Annotated in this window: 20 protein-coding genes and 1 other RNA gene; 12 read left to right on the top strand and 9 right to left on the bottom strand. The window is 59.9% G+C overall.

The window, feature by feature from the left end; all coding sequences use genetic code 11:
* Positions 1-76 precede the first annotated feature (76 nt).
* Genes ubiH through AC1DHT_RS00760 form a run of 3 tightly spaced genes read right to left on the bottom strand, consistent with a single transcriptional unit; the run spans position 77 to position 3183 of the window.
* Positions 77-1264, bottom strand: coding sequence for a 2-octaprenyl-6-methoxyphenyl hydroxylase (gene ubiH / locus AC1DHT_RS00770; protein ID WP_427538726.1), 1188 nt, complete (start codon positions 1262-1264; stop codon positions 77-79).
* Positions 1261-2595 (bottom strand): Xaa-Pro aminopeptidase, encoded by a 1335-nt coding sequence (gene pepP, locus AC1DHT_RS00765; protein ID WP_427538729.1) that lies wholly within the window; start codon positions 2593-2595, stop codon positions 1261-1263. The genes ubiH and pepP overlap by 4 nt, the downstream gene beginning before the upstream one ends.
* 27 nt (positions 2596-2622) lie before the next feature.
* Positions 2623-3183: a YecA/YgfB family protein gene (locus tag AC1DHT_RS00760; RefSeq protein WP_427538732.1), complete on the bottom strand. Its 561-nt coding sequence runs from the start codon at positions 3181-3183 to the stop codon at positions 2623-2625.
* A gap of 128 nt (positions 3184-3311) precedes the next feature.
* Here AC1DHT_RS00760 and AC1DHT_RS00755 point away from each other — a divergent pair, with 128 nt between their 5' ends.
* The 4 genes from AC1DHT_RS00755 to AC1DHT_RS00740 all read left to right on the top strand — a co-directional run bounded on the left by AC1DHT_RS00755 (position 3312) and on the right by AC1DHT_RS00740 (position 4738).
* Entirely contained in the window at positions 3312-3521 is a 210-nt protein-coding gene (locus tag AC1DHT_RS00755) for a TIGR02449 family protein (protein WP_007982902.1), read from the top strand.
* Positions 3518-3835 carry a cell division protein ZapA gene (locus tag AC1DHT_RS00750; RefSeq protein WP_019694181.1) on the top strand — a complete coding sequence of 106 codons (318 nt, stop codon included), beginning with the start codon at positions 3518-3520 and terminating at the stop codon, positions 3833-3835. Before AC1DHT_RS00755 ends, AC1DHT_RS00750 begins: the two co-directional genes overlap by 4 nt.
* A 30-nt stretch (positions 3836-3865) precedes the next feature.
* Positions 3866-4044: non-coding RNA, 6S RNA (gene ssrS / locus AC1DHT_RS00745), on the top strand.
* Between the two features lie 88 nt (positions 4045-4132).
* Positions 4133-4738: a 5-formyltetrahydrofolate cyclo-ligase gene (locus tag AC1DHT_RS00740; protein ID WP_103317899.1), complete on the top strand. Its 606-nt coding sequence runs from the start codon at positions 4133-4135 to the stop codon at positions 4736-4738.
* Positions 4739-4780: 42 nt separating this feature from the next.
* Here the strand turns inward: AC1DHT_RS00740 and AC1DHT_RS00735 are convergent, their stop codons facing one another.
* Positions 4781-4939 carry a hypothetical protein gene (locus tag AC1DHT_RS00735; RefSeq protein ID WP_178098566.1) on the bottom strand — a complete coding sequence of 53 codons (159 nt, stop codon included), beginning with the start codon at positions 4937-4939 and terminating at the stop codon, positions 4781-4783.
* Between the two features lie 356 nt (positions 4940-5295).
* Between AC1DHT_RS00735 and AC1DHT_RS00730 the strand changes: the two genes are divergently transcribed.
* The 4 genes from AC1DHT_RS00730 to AC1DHT_RS00715 all read left to right on the top strand — a co-directional run bounded on the left by AC1DHT_RS00730 (position 5296) and on the right by AC1DHT_RS00715 (position 10671).
* Entirely contained in the window at positions 5296-5745 is a 450-nt protein-coding gene (locus tag AC1DHT_RS00730) for an EVE domain-containing protein (RefSeq protein WP_427538736.1), read from the top strand.
* A gap of 122 nt (positions 5746-5867) precedes the next feature.
* Positions 5868-6833, top strand: a complete 966-nt coding sequence (locus AC1DHT_RS00725) for an HlyD family secretion protein (RefSeq protein WP_427538739.1) — start codon at positions 5868-5870, stop codon at positions 6831-6833.
* Positions 6830-9553, top strand: coding sequence for a ribosome-associated ATPase/putative transporter RbbA (gene rbbA, locus AC1DHT_RS00720; RefSeq protein WP_427538742.1), 2724 nt, complete (start codon positions 6830-6832; stop codon positions 9551-9553). Before AC1DHT_RS00725 ends, rbbA begins: the two co-directional genes overlap by 4 nt.
* Complete coding sequence (locus AC1DHT_RS00715; protein WP_427538745.1) at positions 9553-10671, top strand: ABC transporter permease; 1119 nt, start codon at positions 9553-9555, stop codon at positions 10669-10671. The genes rbbA and AC1DHT_RS00715 overlap by 1 nt, the downstream gene beginning before the upstream one ends.
* Before the next feature lie 43 nt (positions 10672-10714).
* On the opposite strand, the gene AC1DHT_RS00710 is transcribed toward AC1DHT_RS00715, so the two are convergent.
* Positions 10715-11122, bottom strand: a complete 408-nt coding sequence (locus tag AC1DHT_RS00710) for a flagellar basal body-associated protein FliL (protein WP_427538748.1) — start codon at positions 11120-11122, stop codon at positions 10715-10717.
* A 151-nt stretch (positions 11123-11273) separates the two neighbouring features.
* On the opposite strand from AC1DHT_RS00710, the gene AC1DHT_RS00705 reads away from it, so the two are divergent.
* The 3 genes from AC1DHT_RS00705 (at position 11274) to glpT (ending at position 14429) form a co-directional block, all read left to right on the top strand.
* Positions 11274-12251, top strand: coding sequence for an NADPH:quinone oxidoreductase family protein (locus AC1DHT_RS00705; protein WP_427538751.1), 978 nt, complete (start codon positions 11274-11276; stop codon positions 12249-12251).
* A 51-nt stretch (positions 12252-12302) separates the two neighbouring features.
* Positions 12303-12917, top strand: a complete 615-nt coding sequence (locus AC1DHT_RS00700) for a flagellar basal body-associated protein FliL (protein WP_427538754.1) — start codon at positions 12303-12305, stop codon at positions 12915-12917.
* 162 nt (positions 12918-13079) lie between these two features.
* Entirely contained in the window at positions 13080-14429 is a 1350-nt protein-coding gene (glpT, locus tag AC1DHT_RS00695; RefSeq protein ID WP_054594577.1) for a glycerol-3-phosphate transporter, read from the top strand.
* Here the strand turns inward: glpT and AC1DHT_RS00690 are convergent.
* On the bottom strand, positions 14426-15064 hold the full coding sequence (locus tag AC1DHT_RS00690; RefSeq protein ID WP_427538757.1) for a gamma-glutamylcyclotransferase: 639 nt from the start codon (positions 15062-15064) through the stop codon (positions 14426-14428). The genes glpT and AC1DHT_RS00690 overlap by 4 nt on opposite strands.
* A gap of 342 nt (positions 15065-15406) precedes the next feature.
* Here AC1DHT_RS00690 and AC1DHT_RS00685 point away from each other — a divergent pair, with 342 nt between their 5' ends.
* Positions 15407-15886: a sn-glycerol-3-phosphate transporter gene (locus AC1DHT_RS00685; RefSeq protein ID WP_427538760.1), complete on the top strand. Its 480-nt coding sequence runs from the start codon at positions 15407-15409 to the stop codon at positions 15884-15886.
* Here the strand turns inward: AC1DHT_RS00685 and AC1DHT_RS00680 are convergent.
* The 3 genes from AC1DHT_RS00680 to rho form a co-directional block, all read right to left on the bottom strand.
* The gene (locus AC1DHT_RS00680) at positions 15883-16869 is read right to left on the bottom strand and encodes a CDP-6-deoxy-delta-3,4-glucoseen reductase (protein ID WP_427538763.1); all 987 of its coding nucleotides are present in this window, start codon (positions 16867-16869) and stop codon (positions 15883-15885) included. The two genes, AC1DHT_RS00685 and AC1DHT_RS00680, sit on opposite strands and share 4 nt — an antisense overlap.
* Positions 16869-18335 carry a 4-hydroxy-3-polyprenylbenzoate decarboxylase gene (gene ubiD, locus AC1DHT_RS00675; RefSeq protein ID WP_123426241.1) on the bottom strand — a complete coding sequence of 489 codons (1467 nt, stop codon included), beginning with the start codon at positions 18333-18335 and terminating at the stop codon, positions 16869-16871. The genes AC1DHT_RS00680 and ubiD overlap by 1 nt, the downstream gene beginning before the upstream one ends.
* Positions 18336-18476: 141 nt before the next feature.
* Positions 18477-19736: a transcription termination factor Rho gene (rho, locus tag AC1DHT_RS00670; RefSeq protein WP_007899384.1), complete on the bottom strand. Its 1260-nt coding sequence runs from the start codon at positions 19734-19736 to the stop codon at positions 18477-18479.
* Positions 19737-19879 lie beyond the last annotated feature (143 nt).

Below are 19879 nucleotides of genomic sequence, written 5' to 3'. Positions count from 1 at the left end.
CTTGAGCCGCACGTAAAGGGTTTTATCGACCACGCTGCCCGCGCCGTCCTGAGTATCGAAACACCGGGGTAACCACTCAGCCATCGGAGCGTGTTCCCAACCCCATGGCTTGCCGGGCGAACCAGCGTTTGGCCGGCGGCAACAGGTCGAGGCCCAACAGGCCGATGTTGCGCCCCAGCGAAACCAGTGGCCGGGTGCTGCCGAACAACCGGGTGACCTGATCGGAGAAGCCCACGGTGAGGTTCTGGTCCAAACGCTGGCGTTCGCGGTAAGCCTGCAAGGTGGCGAAGTCGCCTGGTGCACTCGGGCTGGCGAGCAGCGCTTCGGCCAAAGCCTGGGCATCGCGCAGCGACAGGTTGAAGCCCTGACCGGCAATCGGGTGCAGGCTGTGGGCAGCGTTGCCCAGCACGGCCAGATGCGGACGCACCTGCTCTTCGGCCTCGATCAGCGACAATGGGTATAGATTCCGCGCGCCGACCTGCTTGAGCGTGCCGAGGCGATAGCCGAACACGCCCTGCAACTCGCTGAGGAAACTGCGTTCATCGAGTGCCGCCAGACGCTGCGCATCCATGCCCAGGCGAGTCCAGACCAGCGCGCAGCGGTTTTCCGGCAGCGGCAGCAAGGCCATCGGGCCGTCATCGGTGAAGCGCTCGAACGCCATGCCGTTGTGGGCTTCGCTGGGAGTGATGTTGGCGATCAACGCACTTTGGTTGTACGGACGCTTTTTGACGCCGATCCCGAGTTGCTCGCGCAAGCCCGAACGACCGCCATCGGCCAGCACCGCGAGTTCGCACTCCAGTAGGGTTTCATCGTTGAGGGTCAGGCGGTAGCCGTCTTCCAGCGGTTCCATGCGCGTAACTTCGGCCGGGCAACGCCAACTGATCACGTCCTTGTCCAGCCCCTGCCAGAGGCATTGGCCCAGCCAGGCGTTTTCCACCACGTAGCCGAGGGCCGGAACGCCCTCTTCCATGGCCGACAGTCGCGCGGTGGAGAAGCGTCCACGGTCGGACACATGGATCTGTTTGATCGGCTCGGCGCGGCGGGAGATTTCCTGCCACACGCCCAACCGCTGATAAATCTGCCGAGCGCCGAAAGACAGCGCCGAAGAGCGCGCGTCGTAGCTTGGCTGGTAGCCGTCGCCGGGAGCGAACGGTTCGATCAGCACGATCTTCCAGCCGCGGGCGCGGGCACCGGCCTGCAAGGCCAACGCCAGGCTGGCGCCCACCAGACCGCCACCGATAATTGCCAGATTGACTCGGCTCATGCCGCCTGGGTCCGTGCAGCGGCCATCAAGGCCTCGATCTCGGCGACCGTTCTCGGCACGCCGCTGGTCAGAATTTCACAGCCCTGTTTGGTTACCACCACGTCATCCTCGATGCGCACGCCAATGCCGCGCCATTTCTTCGCCACGTTCAGATTGCCCGGGGCAATATAGATACCCGGCTCGACGGTCAGCGCCATGCCGACTTCCAGCACCCGCCATTCACCGCCGACCTTGTACTCGCCGACGTCATGCACATCCATGCCCAGCCAATGGCCGGCCCGATGCATGTAAAACGCCTTGTAGGCTTCGCTGGCGATCAACTCATCGACATCGCCCTGCAACAAACCGAGCTTCACCAGGCCAGCAGTAATCACTTGAACCGTCGCCTCGTGCGCCTGGTTCCAGTGCTTGTTGGGAGCGATCTGGGCAAACGCGGCGGCTTGCGCTTCCAGCACCAACTCGTAGATCGCCTTCTGTTCCGGCGAATACTTGCCGTTGACCGGCCAGGTGCGGGTGATGTCGCTGGCGTAACAGTCGATCTCGCAACCGGCATCGATCAGCACCAGATCGCCGTCCTTGAGCAGCGCGTCATTCTGCTGGTAATGCAGGATGCAGCTGTTGCGCCCGGCGGCGACGATCGAACCATATGCCGGCATTTTCGCCCCACCTTTACGGAACTCGTAATCAAGCTCGGCTTCCAGGCTGAACTCATGCAAGCCGGCACGGCTGGCCTGCATGGCACGAATGTGCGCCTGCGCGGAGATCCGTGCGGCTTCGCGCATCACCTTCACTTCTGCCGCCGATTTATACAGGCGCATGTCGTGCAGCAGATGATCCAGCGCAACGAATTCGTTCGGTGGTTGAGCGCCCAGGTTCGCCTTGGAGCGGATCACGTTGATCCATTCCATCAGGTGACGGTCGAACTCCGGGTTGCTGCCCATGGCTGAATACACCCGGTCACGACCTTCGATCAGGCCCGGCAGGATGTCGTCGATGTCGGTGATCGGAAAGGCATCGTCGGCACCAAAATCGCGAATCGCGCCTTCCTGCCCGGCCCGCAGGCCGTCCCACAGTTCACGTTCGGCGTTGCGTTCACGGCAGAACAGGATGTATTCGCCATGCTCACGACCGGGTATCAGCACGATGACGGCCTGAGGCTCGGGGAAACCGCTGAGGTACTGGAAATTGCTCTCCTGTCGGTAAACATGCTCGACGTCGCGATTGCGGATCGCCACGGCGGCGGCCGGCAGGATTGCGATGCTGTTGGGTTCCATCTGCGCCATCAACGCCTTGCGGCGGCGGGTGTATTCCGATTTAGGGATATGAATCATGGGCAGATGGAAGTCCCTTGCAAACGATCAGTGCAGAGAAGGTTTGGCAGCAGCGGCTTGCGCCGGTTTCTTGGTCTCGGTGAACAGCAGCAATGGCGCGACCCGCAGGTACTCCATGACTTCCATATAGTCACTTTCGCCGTCGTCGGACTCTTCCAGCGCATCTTGCACCTGAGCAATAGCCGCGAGATCCTGCAGGACTTCGGTGGCTTCAGCGCTCAGCATGCTGCTGTCACGGCAGTTCAGGCCGAAACCGCTGAGGAAGCCATGGCACCACTGGCCCAGTGCGGCGGCACGTTCGGTGAGCGGTGCGTCGTCGGACGGCAACAGCAGAACGACGGTCATGTCGTCGCTGGTCAGCTCGCCCTTGACCATCTCTTGCAGGCCGATCAGGGCGTTGCGGACGTTGTCTTGTGGTTCGCCTTCGAGCAGCTCGGAGGCATCGACCAGCCAGCCATCGGCTTCAAAGCCCGCGCCAGCGCAACTGCGTCCGAGCAGCAGGCCGTGCAGTTCGGCAGGCGAGACAGGATGGCCGCTGGTACTCAGCAGGGTGGCGAAGGCTTGATACGGAGAATTCTGAATGGGCATGGGCAGCTAGGCGCCAAGCGGCGCTATGTCTAGAATGAAGGCCTTGTATCCTACATCGACAGACTCGCCAAGACTATTAAAGGCTGTCCGCCAGTTACCACCCATCAGACAAATCCTGTGGAACACGTATGGAAGACACCGACTTGCAAGCGCTGATGGCCAGGCTCGAGCTGCTAATTACCCGAGTCGAGCAACTTAAGAGCCAGAACGGACTCTTATTAGCTCAGGAAAAGACCTGGCGCGAGGAACGCGCGCACCTCATTGAAAAAAACGAAATCGCCCGGCGTAAGGTCGAATCGATGATTTCGCGCCTCAAGGCCCTGGAGCAAGACTCATGAGTTCAAGCAATAGCGTTACCGTGCAGATCCTCGATAAAGAGTACTCGATCATTTGCCCCCAGGAAGAGCGCAGCAATCTGGTGAGCGCCGCCCGTTACCTGGACGGCAAGATGCGCGAAATCCGCAGCAGCGGCAAAGTCATCGGCGCCGATCGCATCGCCGTGATGGCCGCGCTGAACATCACCCACGATCTGTTGCATACGCGAGAGCGTCCCGATGTACAGGCCAGTGGCTCGACCCGCGAGCAGGTGCGTGATCTGCTTGATCGGGTGGATCTGGTGCTCGCCACCGATCCGGATGTCAGCAAGGGCTGATTCCCGAAGGTGGTTGCGGTATACTCGCGCCACTCCCTGGGGTGCTTGCCAGTTGACGATGTCCCTGAGCCGATTCGCACTACCCTGGAAGTTGCACGTTGGGCTGGTGTGCATGTCCGCTAGACGGAAAGCCTTAAAGCCTACTGCATCTTCCACCTTGAACTTTCGGGTTCAAGGGCTAAGTCGACAGCGGTTCATCCGGGGAGCCTGGATTCAAGCCGATGCCGGTTTTTTACCGGCATCGGCTTTTTACGATGTCACCGCCTGGTGCCCTCGACACTCGAACAGCCCACGACGATGACCGAACCTGCGCCGCTATCCCGCCCGCAACTTCGACGCATGCTACGCCAGGCCCGGCGCGCACTGAGCAACAGTGAGCAACGCCAGGCCGCTCGCGGGCTGTATCGGCAATTGGCGCAACATCCGCTGTTCCGCCGCGCAAAACATATCTCCCTGTACCTGCCCACCGACGGTGAAATCGATCCGCGCCTGCTGCTGCGCGCCGCTCAACGCCGGGGCAAGGCGACTTACCTGCCCGTACTCAGCGCCTGGCCGCGAACCAAGATGGTCTTTCAGCGCATTCGCCCCGGTGAAAAGCTGCGGCCTAACCGCTTTCGCATTCTCGAACCACGGGTCAACCAGGCCAAGCAACGCAAGGTCTGGGCATTGGACCTGGTGTTGTTGCCGTTGGTCGGCTTTGATGAACACGGCGGGCGCCTGGGGATGGGGGGCGGTTTCTACGATCGTAGCCTGGCCTATCTGGCGCGTCGCAAGACCTGGCGCAAACCAACGCTGCTGGGCCTGGCCCATGAATGCCAGAAAGTCGAAAAACTGGATCAAGCGAGCTGGGATGTACCGATGCAAGGAACGGTGACTGACAGGAAGTGGTATTTCGCGGATTAGATCTGGACGCCACTGCCATCAGCGGCGTCGCTTGCAGCGGTTTTAGCGCTTGTGCGGCTTTAGAGGTTGTTTCTGTTGTTGCGCGACTTCGATCGGTGCATCAGTCTTGTTCGCCCAGAGGCTTTGCGCATAACCCGTGGTTACGACGCCCAGGCCGAACACAATCACTAAAATCCACAGTAAATCCGGTTTGCGTTTCATCGATTGCCCCCCTCAAGGCATGTCGCACACGATGACAGCAACGGTTGCGCCGGCAGCTCGTGTGGCTGGTTCTGTTAGTCAACTTCGGCGCCAGAAGCCCATAGCCGGCGTTGCTGTTCCTCGCCATAGCGGGCTATGACTCGTCGCAGCGCCTTGGCTATAGGCTTCTGGCATCCGAATTTGAACTAACGAACCAGCCGTACGAGCTACTAGGCCGTGCTTGCCGCGTCTCGCTTAAAAGTCCGGCATTTTGCGGTAACGTGAAGCGACACGCAAACGCTGGCGTCAACCGACCGTCGGTTTGTCATAAAATCGCCGGACAACGTTCCCGACCACCGCTTTCGGAGCAAAAAAAGATGGCCTACTGGCTTATGAAATCCGAGCCTGACGAGCTCTCGATCAATGACCTGGAGAGGCTCGGCGAAGCCCGCTGGGACGGCGTTCGCAACTATCAGGCACGCAACTTCCTGCGGGCCATGGCGGTCGGCGACGAGTTCTTCTTTTACCACTCCAGCTGCCCCGAGCCGGGCATCGCCGGGATCGGGCGAATCATCGAAGCGGCGTACCCGGACCCTACGGCGCTGGAACCGGAGAGTGTTTACTTCGACCCGAAGGCCACGCCTGAGAAAAATGCCTGGAGCGCGATCAATGTGGGTCACGTCGAGACATTTCCCAAAGTGCTGAAGCTCGACTATCTGAAACTGCAGACGGCACTGTCGGAGATGCCGCTGGTACAGAAAGGTTCGCGATTGTCAGTGATGCCGGTGACCGCCGAGCAATGGGCGGCGGTGCTCGACCTGCGCTAAATAATGCAGAACCGGCCGGCCACCTGGTCAATCGGGTCAGGCTTGGCCTTCAGTTGACGGACATCAAGTCGCCTCGGCGCTCGCCCGTTCAAACTAGGACGTTACCGTCGCAGGATGCCCGAATGTCAACGCACAGCCGTTCTTCGATTTTTTTCGCCAGCTCTCTGATCATTCTGCTGCTGGCCGCCGGGAGCTTTGGTTACTGGAAATCGATGCATGACCGCCTGCCTGAAGGCCTGTATGTCGGCAACGGACGCCTCGAAGCCACCGAAGTGCAGATCGCCAGTAAAACGCCCGGGCGACTGGCCGAAGTGCGCGTCAATGAAGGCGACAAGGTGATCAAGGGGCAATTGCTGGCGCGCATGGACACCCGCACCCTCGAAGCCCAGCGCAACCAGGCCGAAGCCGAAGTACTGCGTGCCCGGGAGAACCTTTCTGCCGCCCAGGCCAATGTGCAGTTGCGCCAGAGTGAGCAATTGCTCGCCCAACAGGAACTCAAACGCTCCCAGGAACTGTTCAGGCGCGGTTACGCCAGCGGCCAGATCATCGATCAACAACAGGCGCGCTTCGACACCGCCAATGCCGCCGTCGCTGCGGCCCGCGCCCAGGTTTCGGCCGTCGGGGCCGCCATTGGCGCAGCTCAGGCGCAGGTCGCCCAGTTGACCAGCGAAATCGACGACAGCAGTTTGCGGGCGCCGATCGACGGCGTCATCCAGCTCCGCATGGCCGAGCCCGGCGAGGTGCTCGGTGCGGGCGGACGCGTATTAATGCTGATCGATCCGAATGATCAGTACATGAATCTTTACCTCTCAGCGTCCGTCACCGGACGCCTGACCGTCGGCGATGAAGCCCGGATCCTGCTCGACGCCCTGCCCGGCCATCCGCTGCCGGCAAAAATCAGTTTCGTGGCGGCCAAATCGCAGTTCACCCCCAAAGAGGTCGAAACGCGCGACGAGCGGCAAAAGCTGGTGTTTCGCGTCAAGCTGCGACTGACTGACCCGAGTGCCATGCCCCAGGCCAAACCGGGCATGCCCGGTGCCGGTTATGTACGCACCGCCCCTGTTGACTGGCCGGCCAATCTGCAATGACCGCTCCGGCGCTGCACATCTCCGGCCTCCAGCACCGTTATGGCAAGCAGCAGGCACTGGCCGACATCGCGTTCAGCCTGCCGGCCGGCACTCGCTGCGGGCTGATCGGCCCGGATGGCGCCGGCAAATCGAGCCTGCTGGGGCTGATCGCCGGTGTGAAGACCCTGCAACAAGGCCAACTGGAGGTGCTCGGCGGCTCAATCCAGGATCGCCTTCATCGCAACAGCCTCTACGCTCGCATTGCGTTCATGCCTCAAGGCCTGGGCGGCAATCTGTACCCCGAACTGTCGATCCGCGAGAACATCCACTTTTTTGCCACCCTGTTCGGGCTCTCGAAAGCTGACTTCGAGCAGCGCATGCATAGCCTGCTGCTGGCCACCGATCTGCTGGGTTTTGCCGATCGTCCCGCAGGCAAGCTATCGGGAGGCATGAAGCAAAAGCTCGGACTCTGTTGTGCGCTGATCCATGAGCCGGATTTGCTGATCCTCGACGAACCCACCACCGGCGTCGATCCCTTGTCACGGCGGCGCTTCTGGGAGCTGATCGACGACGTGCGCCAGCAACGTCCGCAGCTGACATTGCTGGTCGCCACCGCCTACATGGAAGAAGCCGAGCAATTCGAACACTGCCTGATGCTCGACGGCGGCAAGCTGATCGCAACCGGCATGACGCACGAACTGGTCGCTGTCACCGCCAGCGCCAAACTCGATGAAGCGTTCACCCATTTTCAAGGTAACCGCGACCACGACAAGCAATCACTGGTCATCGCACCCAGAACCCGCGCCAGCACCGACATTGCCATCGAAGCCCACGACCTGACCCTGCGCTTCGGTGATTTCACCGCAGTAGACAAGGTCAGCTTTGCCATCGGACGCGGGGAGATTTTCGGCTTCCTGGGCTCCAACGGCTGCGGCAAAACCACCACCATGAAAGTCCTCACCGGGCTGATACCGGCCAGCGAAGGCCGCGCCTCGCTGCTGGGTAACCCGGTGAATGCCAAGGACCTGGCCACCCGCAAACGGGTCGGCTTCATGTCTCAAAGCTTCTCGTTGTATGGCGAGCTCAGCGTGCGGCGGAACCTCGATTTGCATGCGCGGCTGTTCGACTTGCCCAAAGCCGACAGCGCCCGGCGCATCGACGAGCTGATCCAGCGCTTCAACCTGGGCAGCGTCGCCGAACAGCAATCCGGTGCATTGCCGTTGGGCCTGCGCCAGCGTTTGTCGCTGGCGGTGGCGGTGCTGCATCGCCCGGAAGTGCTGATCCTCGACGAACCGACCTCCGGCGTGGACCCGGCAGCACGGGACGATTTCTGGCGGCTGCTGATCGAGTTGTCGCGCGAGCAAGGCGTAACGATCTTTCTCTCGACCCACTTCATGAACGAAGCCCAGCGCTGCGACCGCATTTCGCTGATGCACGCTGGCAAGGTACTCGCCTGCGATACCCCGGCGGCACTGCAACAGCAATTCCGGGGGCAGACACTGGAAGCGGCATTTGTTACCTGCCTGGAACACGCTCAAGGCCCCGCCGAGCCACCAATGCCTGCCGTCCCCACCGACGCGACAATCAAGCCTGTCATGCCGTTGAAGGATCGCGGCTTCAGCCTCGGGCGCCTGGTGGCGGTTGCCAGTCGCGAAGGCAAGGAATTGCTTCGGGACAAAGTACGAATGGCCTTCGCCCTGCTGGGGGCGATTTTCATGATGGTGATCTTCGGCTACGGCATTTCCCTGGACGTGGAAAAACTCGCCTTCGCCGTCTACGACCAGGACCAGACGCCGCAAAGCCGCGCCTACCTGGAAGCTTTTCGCGGCTCTCGCTACTTCAGCGAGCAGCCGTCGATCCACGATGCCGCGGAACTGCATCGCCGTCTTCAGCGCTCGGAAATCAAATTGGCGCTGGAGATCCCTCCGGGCTTTGGTCGCGACCTGTTCGCCGGTCGCCAACCGACCGTGGCGGCCTGGCTTGATGGCGGCATGCCATTTCGCGCCGAGACCAGTCGCAACTATGTGGAGGCCGTGCACCTGGCCAACATTGAACAACTGGCCGAGCAGAGCAGCCCTGCGCTGAATCGACAGCCAGCCGCCAAACTGGAAACCCGTTTCCGCTACAACCAGGATGTGGTCAGCGTCAACGCCATCGGGCCCGGGGTGATGGCACTGATCCTCGCGTTCATCCCGGCCATGCTCACCGCACTGGGGATCGTGCGGGAGAAAGAACTCGGCTCGATCACCAATTTCTACGCCACGCCCCTGACCCGCCTGGAGTTTTTGCTGGGTAAACAAGCGCCGTATTTGGTGTTGAGCCTGATTAACCTCGCAGTCCTGACGGCCATGAACCGCTGGCTCTTTGGCGTGCCATTCAAGGGCAGTGCGTTGACCCTGGCCTTCGGCGGATTGCTGTACGTGCTGGCAACCACCAGCATGGGCCTGCTGATTTCGGCGTTCACCCGGACCCAGATCGCCGCCATCCTCGGCACCATGATCATCACCAGCCTGCCAACCATCCAGTTTTCCGGGCTGATCGTGCCGCGCTCATCCCTCGATGGCGCGGCGGCAGTCATGGGCATGCTGTTTCCTGCGGGCTACTTCCTCGATATTACCGTCGGCACCTTCACCAAGGCGCTGGATATGCGGCAGTTATGGCCGCAATGCCTGGCGCTGTTCGGGTTCTTTGTCGGGTTCACCGGGCTCAGCCTGGTCATGCTGAAAAAGCAGGAGGCCTGATGCACAAGCTCGCGCACATTCTGCGCCTTGGCCTCAAGGAAATGAGCAGCCTGCAGCATGACAGCGTCTTGCTGCTGTTCCTGTTCTACGCCTTTACGGTGGCGATCTACATGCCGGCCGCAGGCTCGGTGATTGGCGTGCATAACGCCAGTGTCGCCATCGTCGACGAAGATCACAGCAACCTGTCGCGACAACTGGCCCAGAGCCTGCAACCTCCGGAATTCCAGCATCCGGTGTTGTTACCTTACGGGCAACTGGATCAGGTCATGGACAGCGGCCAGTACACCTTTGTCATCAACGTGCCAGCCAGTTTTCAGGCGGATATGTTGGCCGGGCGCCAGCCGGCGGTGCAGGTCAATGTCGATGCCACGGCCATGAGCCAGGCGTTCATGGGCGCGGGTTACATCGCACGGATTTTCCAGCGCGAACTGTTGAGCTACAACGACCAAAGCGACCCGGCCGGTAAAGCCCCGGCCCTGCTGACCACCCGTTCGCTGTTCAATACCAATCTGGAAGGCGGCTGGTTCCTGGCGGTGATTCAGATCGTCAACAACATCACCATCCTCGCCATCATCTTGACTGGCACGGCACTGCTGCGTGAGCGCGAACATGGCACGCTCGACCACTTGCTGGTGCTGCCGCTGACAGCACTGGAAATCATGCTGGCGAAAATCTGGAGCAACATGCTGGTGGTGGTGCTGTGCACCTGGGCATCGCTGGAGGTGATCGTCAAAGGTGCGCTGGGAGTGCCGCTGGCGGGTTCCATGACGTTGTTTTTGCTGGTGACCGCCGTGTATCTGTTCGCCAGCACGGCGCTGGGTATTTTCCTCGCGACCCTGGCCCGCTCGACACCCCAGTTCGGCCTGCTGGCCATTCCGGTGATCATTCCAATGCTGCTGCTGTCCGGCGGCAGCACACCGCTGGACAGCATGCCGCAATGGCTGCAATGGGTGATGCAGGGCTCGCCGTCAACGCACTTCGTCAGCCTCAGCGCCGCAATCCTGTTTCGCGACGCCGGGGTCAGCGTGGTCTGGCCGGACTTACTGGCGCTGAGCGCCATTGGCTTGCTGTTCTTTGCGATTGCGCTGAAGCGGTTTCGCAAAAGCCTGGCGTCCTGAATACATCATCTGGCGAGGGGCTTGCCCCCGCGCCACAGGTTGTTTACTGGATGATCAGGTTATTGAACAACAGATCGTCCACCATCGGCTTGCCGGTCTCGTCATTCATCACTTGCTGGGTCTGCTTCAAGGCTTCCTGACGCAACTTCTCTTTCGCTTCAACGTTGTTCATGGCCTCAGTGGTTTGCTGAGAAAACAGTGCCACCAGCTGATTACGGATCAACGGCTCGTTGGCCTTCACAGCCTTGACCGCTTCGTCACCGCTTACCCGCAACGCCACATCAGCCTTGTAGACCTTGAGCTTCGGGGTGCCATCGAGCCCATAGTTGCCTACGAACGGTGGGGTCAGGCTGATATAGGTGACTTTCGGTGCTTCGCCTTCTTTGGCTTCTTCGGCCATCGCTGCCACAGGCAGAGACAGGGCCAGCATCAACATGATCCACGCTTTCACAATTCGCTCCTCATCCGGTTTGCGGCCTAGCATAACCACCCGCAGCCCAAGCACAAAGCTTATGGCTGCCTATCAGGGTCGGGCATGCTCGTTGACCCGTTGACTCACACACCTACACTTATCGGCCATCACTCCCAAAGGAATAGCCCTGATGAAAGCCGTGCTGTGCAAAGCCTTCGGCCCTGCCGAATCGCTGGTGCTGGAAGAAGTCGCGAGTCCTGTCGCCAAGAAGAACGAAATCCTGCTGGACGTGCATGCGGCCGGGGTGAACTTCCCGGACACGCTGATCATCGAGGGCAAATACCAGTTCAAGCCACCCTTCCCGTTTTCGCCGGGCGGTGAAGCGGCTGGAGTGGTGAGCGCGGTGGGCGAAAAAGTCAGCCACCTCAAGGTGGGAGACCGGGTCATGGCACTGACCGGATGGGGCAGTTTTGCCGAGCAAGTCGCGGTGCCGGGCTACAACGTACTGCCTATCCCGCCGTCGATGGACTTCAACACCGCCGCCGCCTTCAGCATGACCTACGGCACTTCGATGCACGCGCTGAAACAGCGCGGCAACCTGCAACCGGGGGAAACCCTACTGGTGCTCGGCGCTTCAGGCGGTGTCGGCCTGGCCGCCGTGGAAATCGGTAAAGCCATGGGCGCCCGGGTCATCGCTGCCGCCAGCAGCGCCGAGAAACTTGCCGTGGCCAAGGCTGCCGGCGCCGATGAGCTGATCAACTACAGCGAAGCCAACCTCAAGGACGAAATCAAGCGCCTGACCGATGGCAACGGTGCCGACGTGATCTACGATCCGGTGGGTGGCGACCTGTTCGACCAGGCGATCCGCGCCATTGCCTGGAACGGCCGGCTGCTGGTGGTCGGTTTCGCCAGCGGACGCATCCCGGAACTGCCGGTGAACCTCGCCCTGCTCAAGGGGGCAGCCGTACTCGGGGTGTTCTGGGGCGCCTTCGCCCAACGCCAGCCACAAGACAACGCCGCAAACTTCCAGCAACTGTTCGGCTGGTTCGCCGAAGGCAAGCTCAAGCCTCTGGTGTCGCAGGTTTACCCGCTGGCTCAAGCTGCCAACGCCATCAATGATCTAGGCCAGCGCAAGGCTGTTGGAAAGGTGGTGGTGCAGGTACGGTGAACCAGACTCCCTGCTACGCTTCGAGTCTGTTTACCCATCACAGGACGGAGGATGAGCATGATGCTGCGCAAGCTGTTATTGAGTCTGGCGGTCTTGCCTGCACTGTTGATTTCAATGCAGACATTGGCAAATCAGAATAACAAGGAGGTTCCGGGCCTGAAAAATGTCACCGTACTGATCGTCCGGCACGCGGAAAAACCCGATCAGGGCATGGGGCTCAGCCCTCGTGGCGAGCTGCGTGCCGAGGCTTATGCACATTATTTCGACCCGCTGCAGCTGGGCAGCAAGAACCTGGTACCGCAACGCCTGATCGCCACCAGCGACAGCAAGTCCAGCGCGCGACCACGGCTGACCCTGACACCGCTGTCCCAGCGTCTGCACCTTCCGATCGAGCAACCCTATGCCGATGAAGAAGTCGACAAACTGGTCAAATCGCTCGGCAAGAAGAATCAGGCACCGGTTGTATTGATCGCCTGGCATCACGGACATATCGACAATCTGATCGAAGCGTTCGGTGGCGATGGCCAAGCGTTGACCGGGCAGAAATCCTGGCCGGAAGACGTCTATGACTGGCTGATCGTATTGCGCTTCGACGACCAGGGGAATTTGGTCGAATCCCACAGCAAGAAGATCCAGGAACATCTGTTGCCCGGGGATGGCAGCTGATTATCCGAATCGTCCCTCTCCACCTGAAGAGCGCATGTTCATAAAAGAACATGCGTTTTCGTTCACTTCTCTGGATTTCCTTGGCGACAAGCGGTGCTTTTTTCGGTAACGAAACTGTAACATTCGCATCCGCAGTCAAAACAAGAAATCTGGAGCTCTTGAATGTTTGCTTTCTTTCGTCCTGCCGCACATCAGGCTCCATTGCCTGAAGAACACGTAGACAGCACCTACCGGCGCTTGCGCTGGCAAATCTTCGCCGGGATTTTCTTTGGCTACGCCGGTTATTACCTGCTGCGCAAGAACTTCTCCCTGGCCATGCCGTACCTGATCGACGAAGGCTACACCCGTGGCCAGCTGGGCCTGGCGATGTCGGCGATCGCGATTGCCTACGGTTTATCGAAGTTTTTGATGGGGCTGGTGTCCGACCGTTCCAACCCGCGTTACTTCCTGCCCTTCGGCTTGCTGGTATCGGCCGGGGTCATGTTCATTTTCGGTTTCGCACCGTGGGCAACGTCCAGCGTGACCATGATGTTCATCCTGCTGTTCATCAATGGCTGGGCCCAGGGCATGGGCTGGCCGCCGAGTGGCCGGACCATGGTGCATTGGTGGTCGCAGAAGGAACGCGGTGGCGTGGTGTCGGTCTGGAACGTCGCGCATAACGTCGGCGGTGGCTTGATCGGCCCGTTGTTCCTGCTTGGCATGGGTCTGTTCAACGACTGGCACGCGGCGTTCTACGTTCCCGCCGCCGTAGCGTTGCTGGTGGCTGTGTTCGCCTTCATGGTGATGCGCGATACCCCGCAGTCGGTAGGCCTGCCGCCCATCGAGAAATACAAGAACGATTACCCGGAAGGCTACGACGCCAGCCACGAAGACGAATTCAGCGCCAAGGAAATCTTCGTCAAGTACGTGCTGCGCAACAAAATGCTCTGGTACATCGCCATGGCCAACGTCTTCGTCTACCTGCTGCGCTACGGCGTACTGGACTGGGCGCCGACCTACTTGAAGGAAGCCAAGCACTTTGACGTGGATAAAACCTCGTGGGCGTACTTCTTCTACGAGTGGGCCGGTATTCCGGGCACGCTGCTGTGCGGCTGGATGTCGGACAAGATCTTCCGCGGCAACCGAGGCCTGACCGGCATGGTGTTCATGGCACTGGTGACCGTGGCGACTCTGGTTTATTGGCTGAACCCGGCCGGCAACCCGACCATCGACATGATCGCGCTGTTCTCCATCGGCTTCCTGATCTACGGCCCGGTGATGCTGATCGGCCTGCAAGCGCTGGAACTGGCGCCGAAGAAAGCCGCCGGCACGGCTGCGGGCTTCACCGGTTTGTTCGGGTATCTGGGCGGGTCGGTCGCGGCCAGCGCAGCGATGGGCTACACCGTGGACCATTTCGGCTGGGATGGCGGCTTCGTGTTGCTGGTTGGTGCGTGCCTGCTGGCGATGGCTTGCCTGGCACCGACCTTGTGGCACAAGCAAGTCGCCAGTCAGGGTCGCGAAGCGCTCGCTTAAGCCTTGCAGCGCTTGAGCCGCGCCTCCAGATTTCGGTCTGGCATGGCGTGGCTGCGCAGGGCGTGGACGGTTTGCTCGACATAATCGCGAGTGGTGCCGTAACGCCCGCAAGCGCTTTCGAACACCTGGCTCAGCACATGGTCCGGCAAGTTGCCGGCATAGCTGGGCAGGTGCCGCTCCAAAACAAACCCCAATGCCTGAACCTTGCTGCCGTCTTCCAGCCGGCAATTGAGCCAGTGCGGGCGATAAGACGGAACCGGCATTTCGCGCTGCCACAAGGCAAACAGCGAGGCTTCCAACTGGTCTTCCGGCAGCCGATAGGCAAAGCCGCTGCAAGAACCGCCACGATCCAGCCCAAACACCAGCCCCGGCATTTCCGGTGTACCGCGATGTTCATGAGACCACAGGTACAAGCCGCGATGGTAACCATGCACGCGTCCGCGCAGCCGCTCGACGGCTGTGCATTCCGGGCGCCAGATCAATGAACCGTAAGCGAATAACCAGACCGGCCCGCCCTTGTGCCGGGCCATGGTGGCCTGCATCGAGCTGAGCAATTGTTCGTGAGTCAGCTGCGCGCCCAGATCGAGCCGCGGAGGGTAAGCCAGATTCAAACAAGCAGATTCAATGGCGGTCATGGCAAAGGGTGTTCAGTCCCACAAGTATTACAGGATGTAAGCAAGATTAACGTCATAGAACATATAGCAGTAAACGTAAAACGAAAAGTGCTAAAGGACGTATGACCCTTCTATATCAAGGACTGCACCAATGAAGGAGCCCTGATATATAGCCTAATACTCTTTTGGAAATATCTTAAATACCCGAATGAAATATGCATAAACCTTGTGTCCGTTCAGAATCAACCGTCATTTAACAGATCTTTCTGACGTATTCGTCTGATACCCTGCCGCCCCTTCTTTGAATGCAGGCGTATAGCAGCCTCCACAGGCGCAAGCCGAATTACCAACAGAGGTCGCAAGATGAAAAACCTGAAAATGTACGGTCTGCTGTTGCTGGCGCTGGCCACCCCGGCGCTGGCAGTCGAAAGCCCGGCTCGAGAAGACAAGGGTTTCTGGTACCTGCAAGGTAGCCTCTACACCAAACACTATTCATCAGACCCCGATCACAATAACAATCAGGACCTGATCGGCCTTGAACGCAATGAAGCATCCGGTTGGTTGTTTGGTGCAGTGACTTTTCGTAACTCGTTCAGTCAGCGTTCGTATTACGCCTATGCGGGGAAGCGTTATGAGAGCGCCGACTATCCGGTGTATATAAAGCTGACCGGTGGATTACTCCAGGGTTACAGCGGTGAGTCCAAGGACAAGATTCCGCTCAACCACTTCGGTGTCGCGCCCGTGATCATTCCATCACTGGGCGCGCATTACGGCCCGGTCGCCGCCGAGCTGGTTCTGCTCGGCTTTAACGCAGCGATGATCACCACCGGCGTACGCTTCTAGGCAGGGTTGCTTGCTTGCGGACGGGGCGCATAGGCGAAGACGTCAGCGCGCATCTGGTGTGCGTCCATCCCGGCGTTGACCAAGGCGTCCAGCGTGCCGTAAACCATCGCCGGCGAACCGCTCGCATACACATGCAGGGATTTCAGGTCGGGGAAATCTTCGCAAACCGCCTCGTGCAGCATGCCGCAACGCCCTTCCCAACCGCACAGATCGCTGACGACCTTGTGCAGGAACAGGTTAGGCAGCTTCAGCCATTCATCCCAATGCTCGATCTGATAGAAGTCTTCCGGTCGCCGCACGCCCCAGTACAGGTGCACCGGATGCTTGAAGCCCTTGGCCCGGCAATGCTCGATCAGGCTGTGGATCTGCCCCATGCCGGTACCCGCCGCCATCAATACCAGCGGACAGTCAGGCAACTCGGCCAGATGCGTATCGCCGAAGGGCATTTCGATGCGCACCATGCGATTGCGCTGCAACTGCTCGATCAGGCTGAGCGCGCTGGCTTCGCGCGCCAGCACATGCAGCTCCAGGTCTCGTCCTGAATGCGGCGCAGAGGCCAGCGAGAAAGCTGATTTCTCGCCATTCTCGCGCTCGAGCAACAGGTACTGCCCGGCGTGATAGCGCGGCGGCTTGCCTGCCGGCGCCCGTAGTCGAACCCGCCAGGTATCACCGCCAACGTCTACGCATTCAGTGACCTGACACGACAGGCTGCGCACCGGTAGTTCTCCCAGCGCAAGGACGCCATCCCACAATACGATGCAGTCTTCCAGCGGCTCTGCTATGCAAGTGTAGAACTCGCCGTGATCGCGCACATCGCCGGTCTGTCTGACCCGACCTTCGACCAGCAACGCCGCGCAAACGTGGCAGTTGCCATTACGGCAGCTTTGCGGGCACTCATAGCCCAGGCGCCGCGCCCCATCGAGAATCCGCTCGCCGGGCAGTATCTCAAGCACTGCTCCGGACGGCTGCAAGGTTACACGCATCAATCTATTCCTAACTGATTCCAGATGGCATCGATCCGGCGTGTCACCGCCTCATCCTTGACGATTACCCGGCCCCACTCGCGGGTGGTTTCACCAGGCCATTTATGCGTGGCATCGAGTCCCATCTTCGACCCCAGGCCGGAAATCGGCGAGGCGAAGTCGAGGTAATCGATCGGCGTGTTATCGATCATCACCGTATCGCGCTTGGGGTCCATGCGCGTGGTGATGGCCCAGATCACGTCGTTCCAGTCGCGGGCGTTGATATCGTCGTCAGTGACGATAACGAACTTGGTGTACATGAACTGTCGCAAAAACGACCAGACACCGAGCATTACCCGCTTGGCATGGCCGGGGTACTGCTTTTTCATGGTCACAATGGCCATGCGGTACGAGCAGCCTTCAGGTGGCAAGTAGAAGTCGGTGATCTCCGGGAACTGCTTTTGCAGGATCGGCACGAACACTTCGTTCAGCGCCACACCGAGAATCGCCGGTTCATCCGGTGGACGGCCGGTGTAGGTGCTGTGGTAAATCGGCTTGATACGGTGCGTGATGCGCTCGACGGTGAACACCGGGAAGCTGTCGACTTCGTTGTAATAGCCGGTGTGGTCGCCGTACGGACCTTCATCGGCCATTTCGCCTGGATGAATCACGCCTTCGAGAATGATCTCGGCGGTCGCCGGCACTTGCAGGTCGTTGCCACGGCACTTCACAAGCTCTGTGCGGTTACCGCGCAACAGGCCGGCAAAGGCGTACTCGGACAGGCTGTCCGGCACCGGCGTTACCGCACCGAGAATGGTTGCAGGGTCGGCACCCAAGGCCACGGACACCGGGAATGGCTGGCCCGGATGTTTTTCGCACCACTCGCGATAGTCCAGCGCGCCGCCACGGTGGCTCAACCAGCGCATGATGACTTTGTTGCGGCCAATCACTTGCTGGCGATAGATGCCGAGGTTCTGGCGATCCTTGTTCGGGCCTTTGGTGACTGTCAGGCCCCAGGTGATCAGCGGGCCGACGTCGCCGGGCCAGCAGGTCTGCACTGGCAGCATCGCCAGGTCGACGTCATCGCCTTCGATGACCACTTCCTGGCAGATGGCGTCCTTGACGACTTTCGGCGCCATGGCAATGATTTTGCGGAAGATCGGCAGCTTGGACCAGGCGTCTTTCAGACCCTTTGGCGGCTCGGGCTCCTTGAGGAAAGCCAGCAGTTTGCCGATCTCGCGCAGTTCACTGACGGCTTCGGCGCCCATGCCCAGGGCAACGCGCTCAGGCGTACCGAACAGGTTGCCAAGCACGGGGATGTCATAACCGGTCGGGTTTTCGAACAGCAGCGCCGGGCCCTTGGCCCGCAAGGTGCGATCGCAGACCTCGGTCATTTCCAGCACTGGGGACACCGGAACCTGGATGCGCTTGAGTTCGCCGCGCTGTTCCAGGCCGCTGATAAAGTCGCGCAAGTCGCGATACTGCATGCGTTAGCCTCGTTTTGGCCATGGCGTTCGGGGGCATGAGTTTAGCCTCGAACCCACCCGTTCAGAAGAGTGACCAGGCAATTCATCAAAGGTCAGATAGCAAAAAGCCGGGTTTCCCCGGCTTTTTTGGTCTTCCGCGATTTACTTGCGTTTCATCGACAGGAAGAACTCATCGTTGGTCTTGGTCTGTTTCAGCTTGTCGACCAGGAACTCGATGGCAGAGACCTCATCCATAGGATGCAGCAGTTTGCGCAGGATCCACATGCGCTGCAGCTCGTCGTCGGCAGTCAGCAACTCTTCGCGGCGGGTGCCGGAGCGGTTGATGTTGATCGCCGGGAAGACGCGCTTTTCAGCGATCTTGCGGTCCAGAGGCAGCTCCATGTTGCCGGTGCCTTTGAATTCTTCGTAGATCACTTCGTCCATCTTCGAGCCGGTTTCAACCAGCGCGGTAGCGATGATGGTCAGCGAGCCACCTTCTTCGATGTTCCGTGCAGCACCGAAGAAACGCTTCGGCTTCTCCAGGGCGTGGGCATCGACACCACCGGTGAGGACCTTGCCGGAGCTCGGGATCACGGTGTTGTAGGCACGTGCCAGACGAGTGATGGAGTCGAGCAGGATGACCACGTCTTTCTTGTGTTCAACCAGGCGCTTGGCCTTCTCGATCACCATTTCGGCAACCTGCACGTGGCGGGTTGGCGGCTCGTCGAACGTCGAGGCAACCACTTCGCCGCGCACGGTGCGCTGCATTTCGGTTACTTCTTCCGGACGTTCGTCGATCAGCAGCACGATCAGGTGAACTTCAGGGTTGTTACGCGCGATGTTGGCAGCGATGTTCTGCAGCATGATCGTCTTGCCCGCTTTTGGCGGAGCGACGATCAGACCGCGCTGGCCTTTACCGATCGGAGCGCACAGGTCGATAACACGACCGGTGAGGTCTTCGGTGGAACCGTTACCGGCTTCCATCTTCATGCGCACGGTCGGGAACAGCGGGGTCAGGTTCTCGAAGAGAATCTTGTTTTTCGCGTTCTCGGGACGATCGTAGTTGATCGTGTCAACCTTGAGCAGTGCGAAATAACGCTCGCCTTCCTTTGGAGGACGGATCTTGCCAACGATGGTGTCACCGGTGCGCAAGTTGAAGCGACGGATCTGGCTCGGCGAGACGTAGATATCGTCTGGGCCGGCGAGATAGGAGGCGTCTGCAGAGCGGAGAAAGCCGAAGCCGTCCTGGAGAATCTCCAGCACGCCATCACCGGAGATTTCCTCGCCGCTTTTCGCGTGCTTTTTCAGCAAGGAGAAAATCACATCCTGCTTGCGCGAACGGGCCATATTTTCTATGCCCATCTGTTCGGCCAATTCGAGCAGTTCGGTAATCGGCTTTTGCTTGAGTTCAGTCAGATTCATATAGGAATGACGTAATCATTTATGGAGGGGGGGGAAATTAAGCTTTTGGCTTAATGAGGCCGCGCCGCAGAGAAGGCGACAGGATCGCGTACTTATTCGAAAAGGAGAGCGTCGGCGACGGCTTGCAGGGGGCGCTGGAGAAA

Source organism: Pseudomonas sp. 05N432, from assembly GCF_056396945.1.
The sequence above is the reverse complement of the archived record's forward strand: the minus strand, read 5'-3'. Positions and strand labels throughout refer to the sequence as shown.

Bases quoted from the DNA above. Each gene is read 5' to 3' on its own strand.
- ubiH (WP_427538726.1), bottom strand. From the start codon at position 1,264: ATGAGCCGAGTCAATCTGGCAATTATCGGTGGCGGTCTGGTGGGCGCC.
- pepP (WP_427538729.1), bottom strand. From the start codon at position 2,595: ATGATTCATATCCCTAAATCGGAATACACCCGCCGCCGCAAGGCGTTG.
- AC1DHT_RS00760 (WP_427538732.1), bottom strand. From the start codon at position 3,183: ATGCCCATTCAGAATTCTCCGTATCAAGCCTTCGCCACCCTGCTGAGT.
- AC1DHT_RS00755 (WP_007982902.1), top strand. From the start codon at position 3,312: ATGGAAGACACCGACTTGCAAGCGCTGATGGCCAGGCTCGAGCTGCTA.
- AC1DHT_RS00750 (WP_019694181.1), top strand. From the start codon at position 3,518: ATGAGTTCAAGCAATAGCGTTACCGTGCAGATCCTCGATAAAGAGTAC.
- AC1DHT_RS00740 (WP_103317899.1), top strand. From the start codon at position 4,133: ATGACCGAACCTGCGCCGCTATCCCGCCCGCAACTTCGACGCATGCTA.
- AC1DHT_RS00735 (WP_178098566.1), bottom strand. From the start codon at position 4,939: ATGAAACGCAAACCGGATTTACTGTGGATTTTAGTGATTGTGTTCGGC.
- AC1DHT_RS00730 (WP_427538736.1), top strand. From the start codon at position 5,296: ATGGCCTACTGGCTTATGAAATCCGAGCCTGACGAGCTCTCGATCAAT.
- AC1DHT_RS00725 (WP_427538739.1), top strand. From the start codon at position 5,868: ATGTCAACGCACAGCCGTTCTTCGATTTTTTTCGCCAGCTCTCTGATC.
- rbbA (WP_427538742.1), top strand. From the start codon at position 6,830: ATGACCGCTCCGGCGCTGCACATCTCCGGCCTCCAGCACCGTTATGGC.
- AC1DHT_RS00715 (WP_427538745.1), top strand. From the start codon at position 9,553: ATGCACAAGCTCGCGCACATTCTGCGCCTTGGCCTCAAGGAAATGAGC.
- AC1DHT_RS00705 (WP_427538751.1), top strand. From the start codon at position 11,274: ATGAAAGCCGTGCTGTGCAAAGCCTTCGGCCCTGCCGAATCGCTGGTG.
- AC1DHT_RS00700 (WP_427538754.1), top strand. From the start codon at position 12,303: ATGAGCATGATGCTGCGCAAGCTGTTATTGAGTCTGGCGGTCTTGCCT.
- glpT (WP_054594577.1), top strand. From the start codon at position 13,080: ATGTTTGCTTTCTTTCGTCCTGCCGCACATCAGGCTCCATTGCCTGAA.
- AC1DHT_RS00690 (WP_427538757.1), bottom strand. From the start codon at position 15,064: ATGACCGCCATTGAATCTGCTTGTTTGAATCTGGCTTACCCTCCGCGG.
- AC1DHT_RS00685 (WP_427538760.1), top strand. From the start codon at position 15,407: ATGAAAAACCTGAAAATGTACGGTCTGCTGTTGCTGGCGCTGGCCACC.
- AC1DHT_RS00680 (WP_427538763.1), bottom strand. From the start codon at position 16,869: ATGCGTGTAACCTTGCAGCCGTCCGGAGCAGTGCTTGAGATACTGCCC.
- ubiD (WP_123426241.1), bottom strand. From the start codon at position 18,335: ATGCAGTATCGCGACTTGCGCGACTTTATCAGCGGCCTGGAACAGCGC.
- rho (WP_007899384.1), bottom strand. From the start codon at position 19,736: ATGAATCTGACTGAACTCAAGCAAAAGCCGATTACCGAACTGCTCGAA.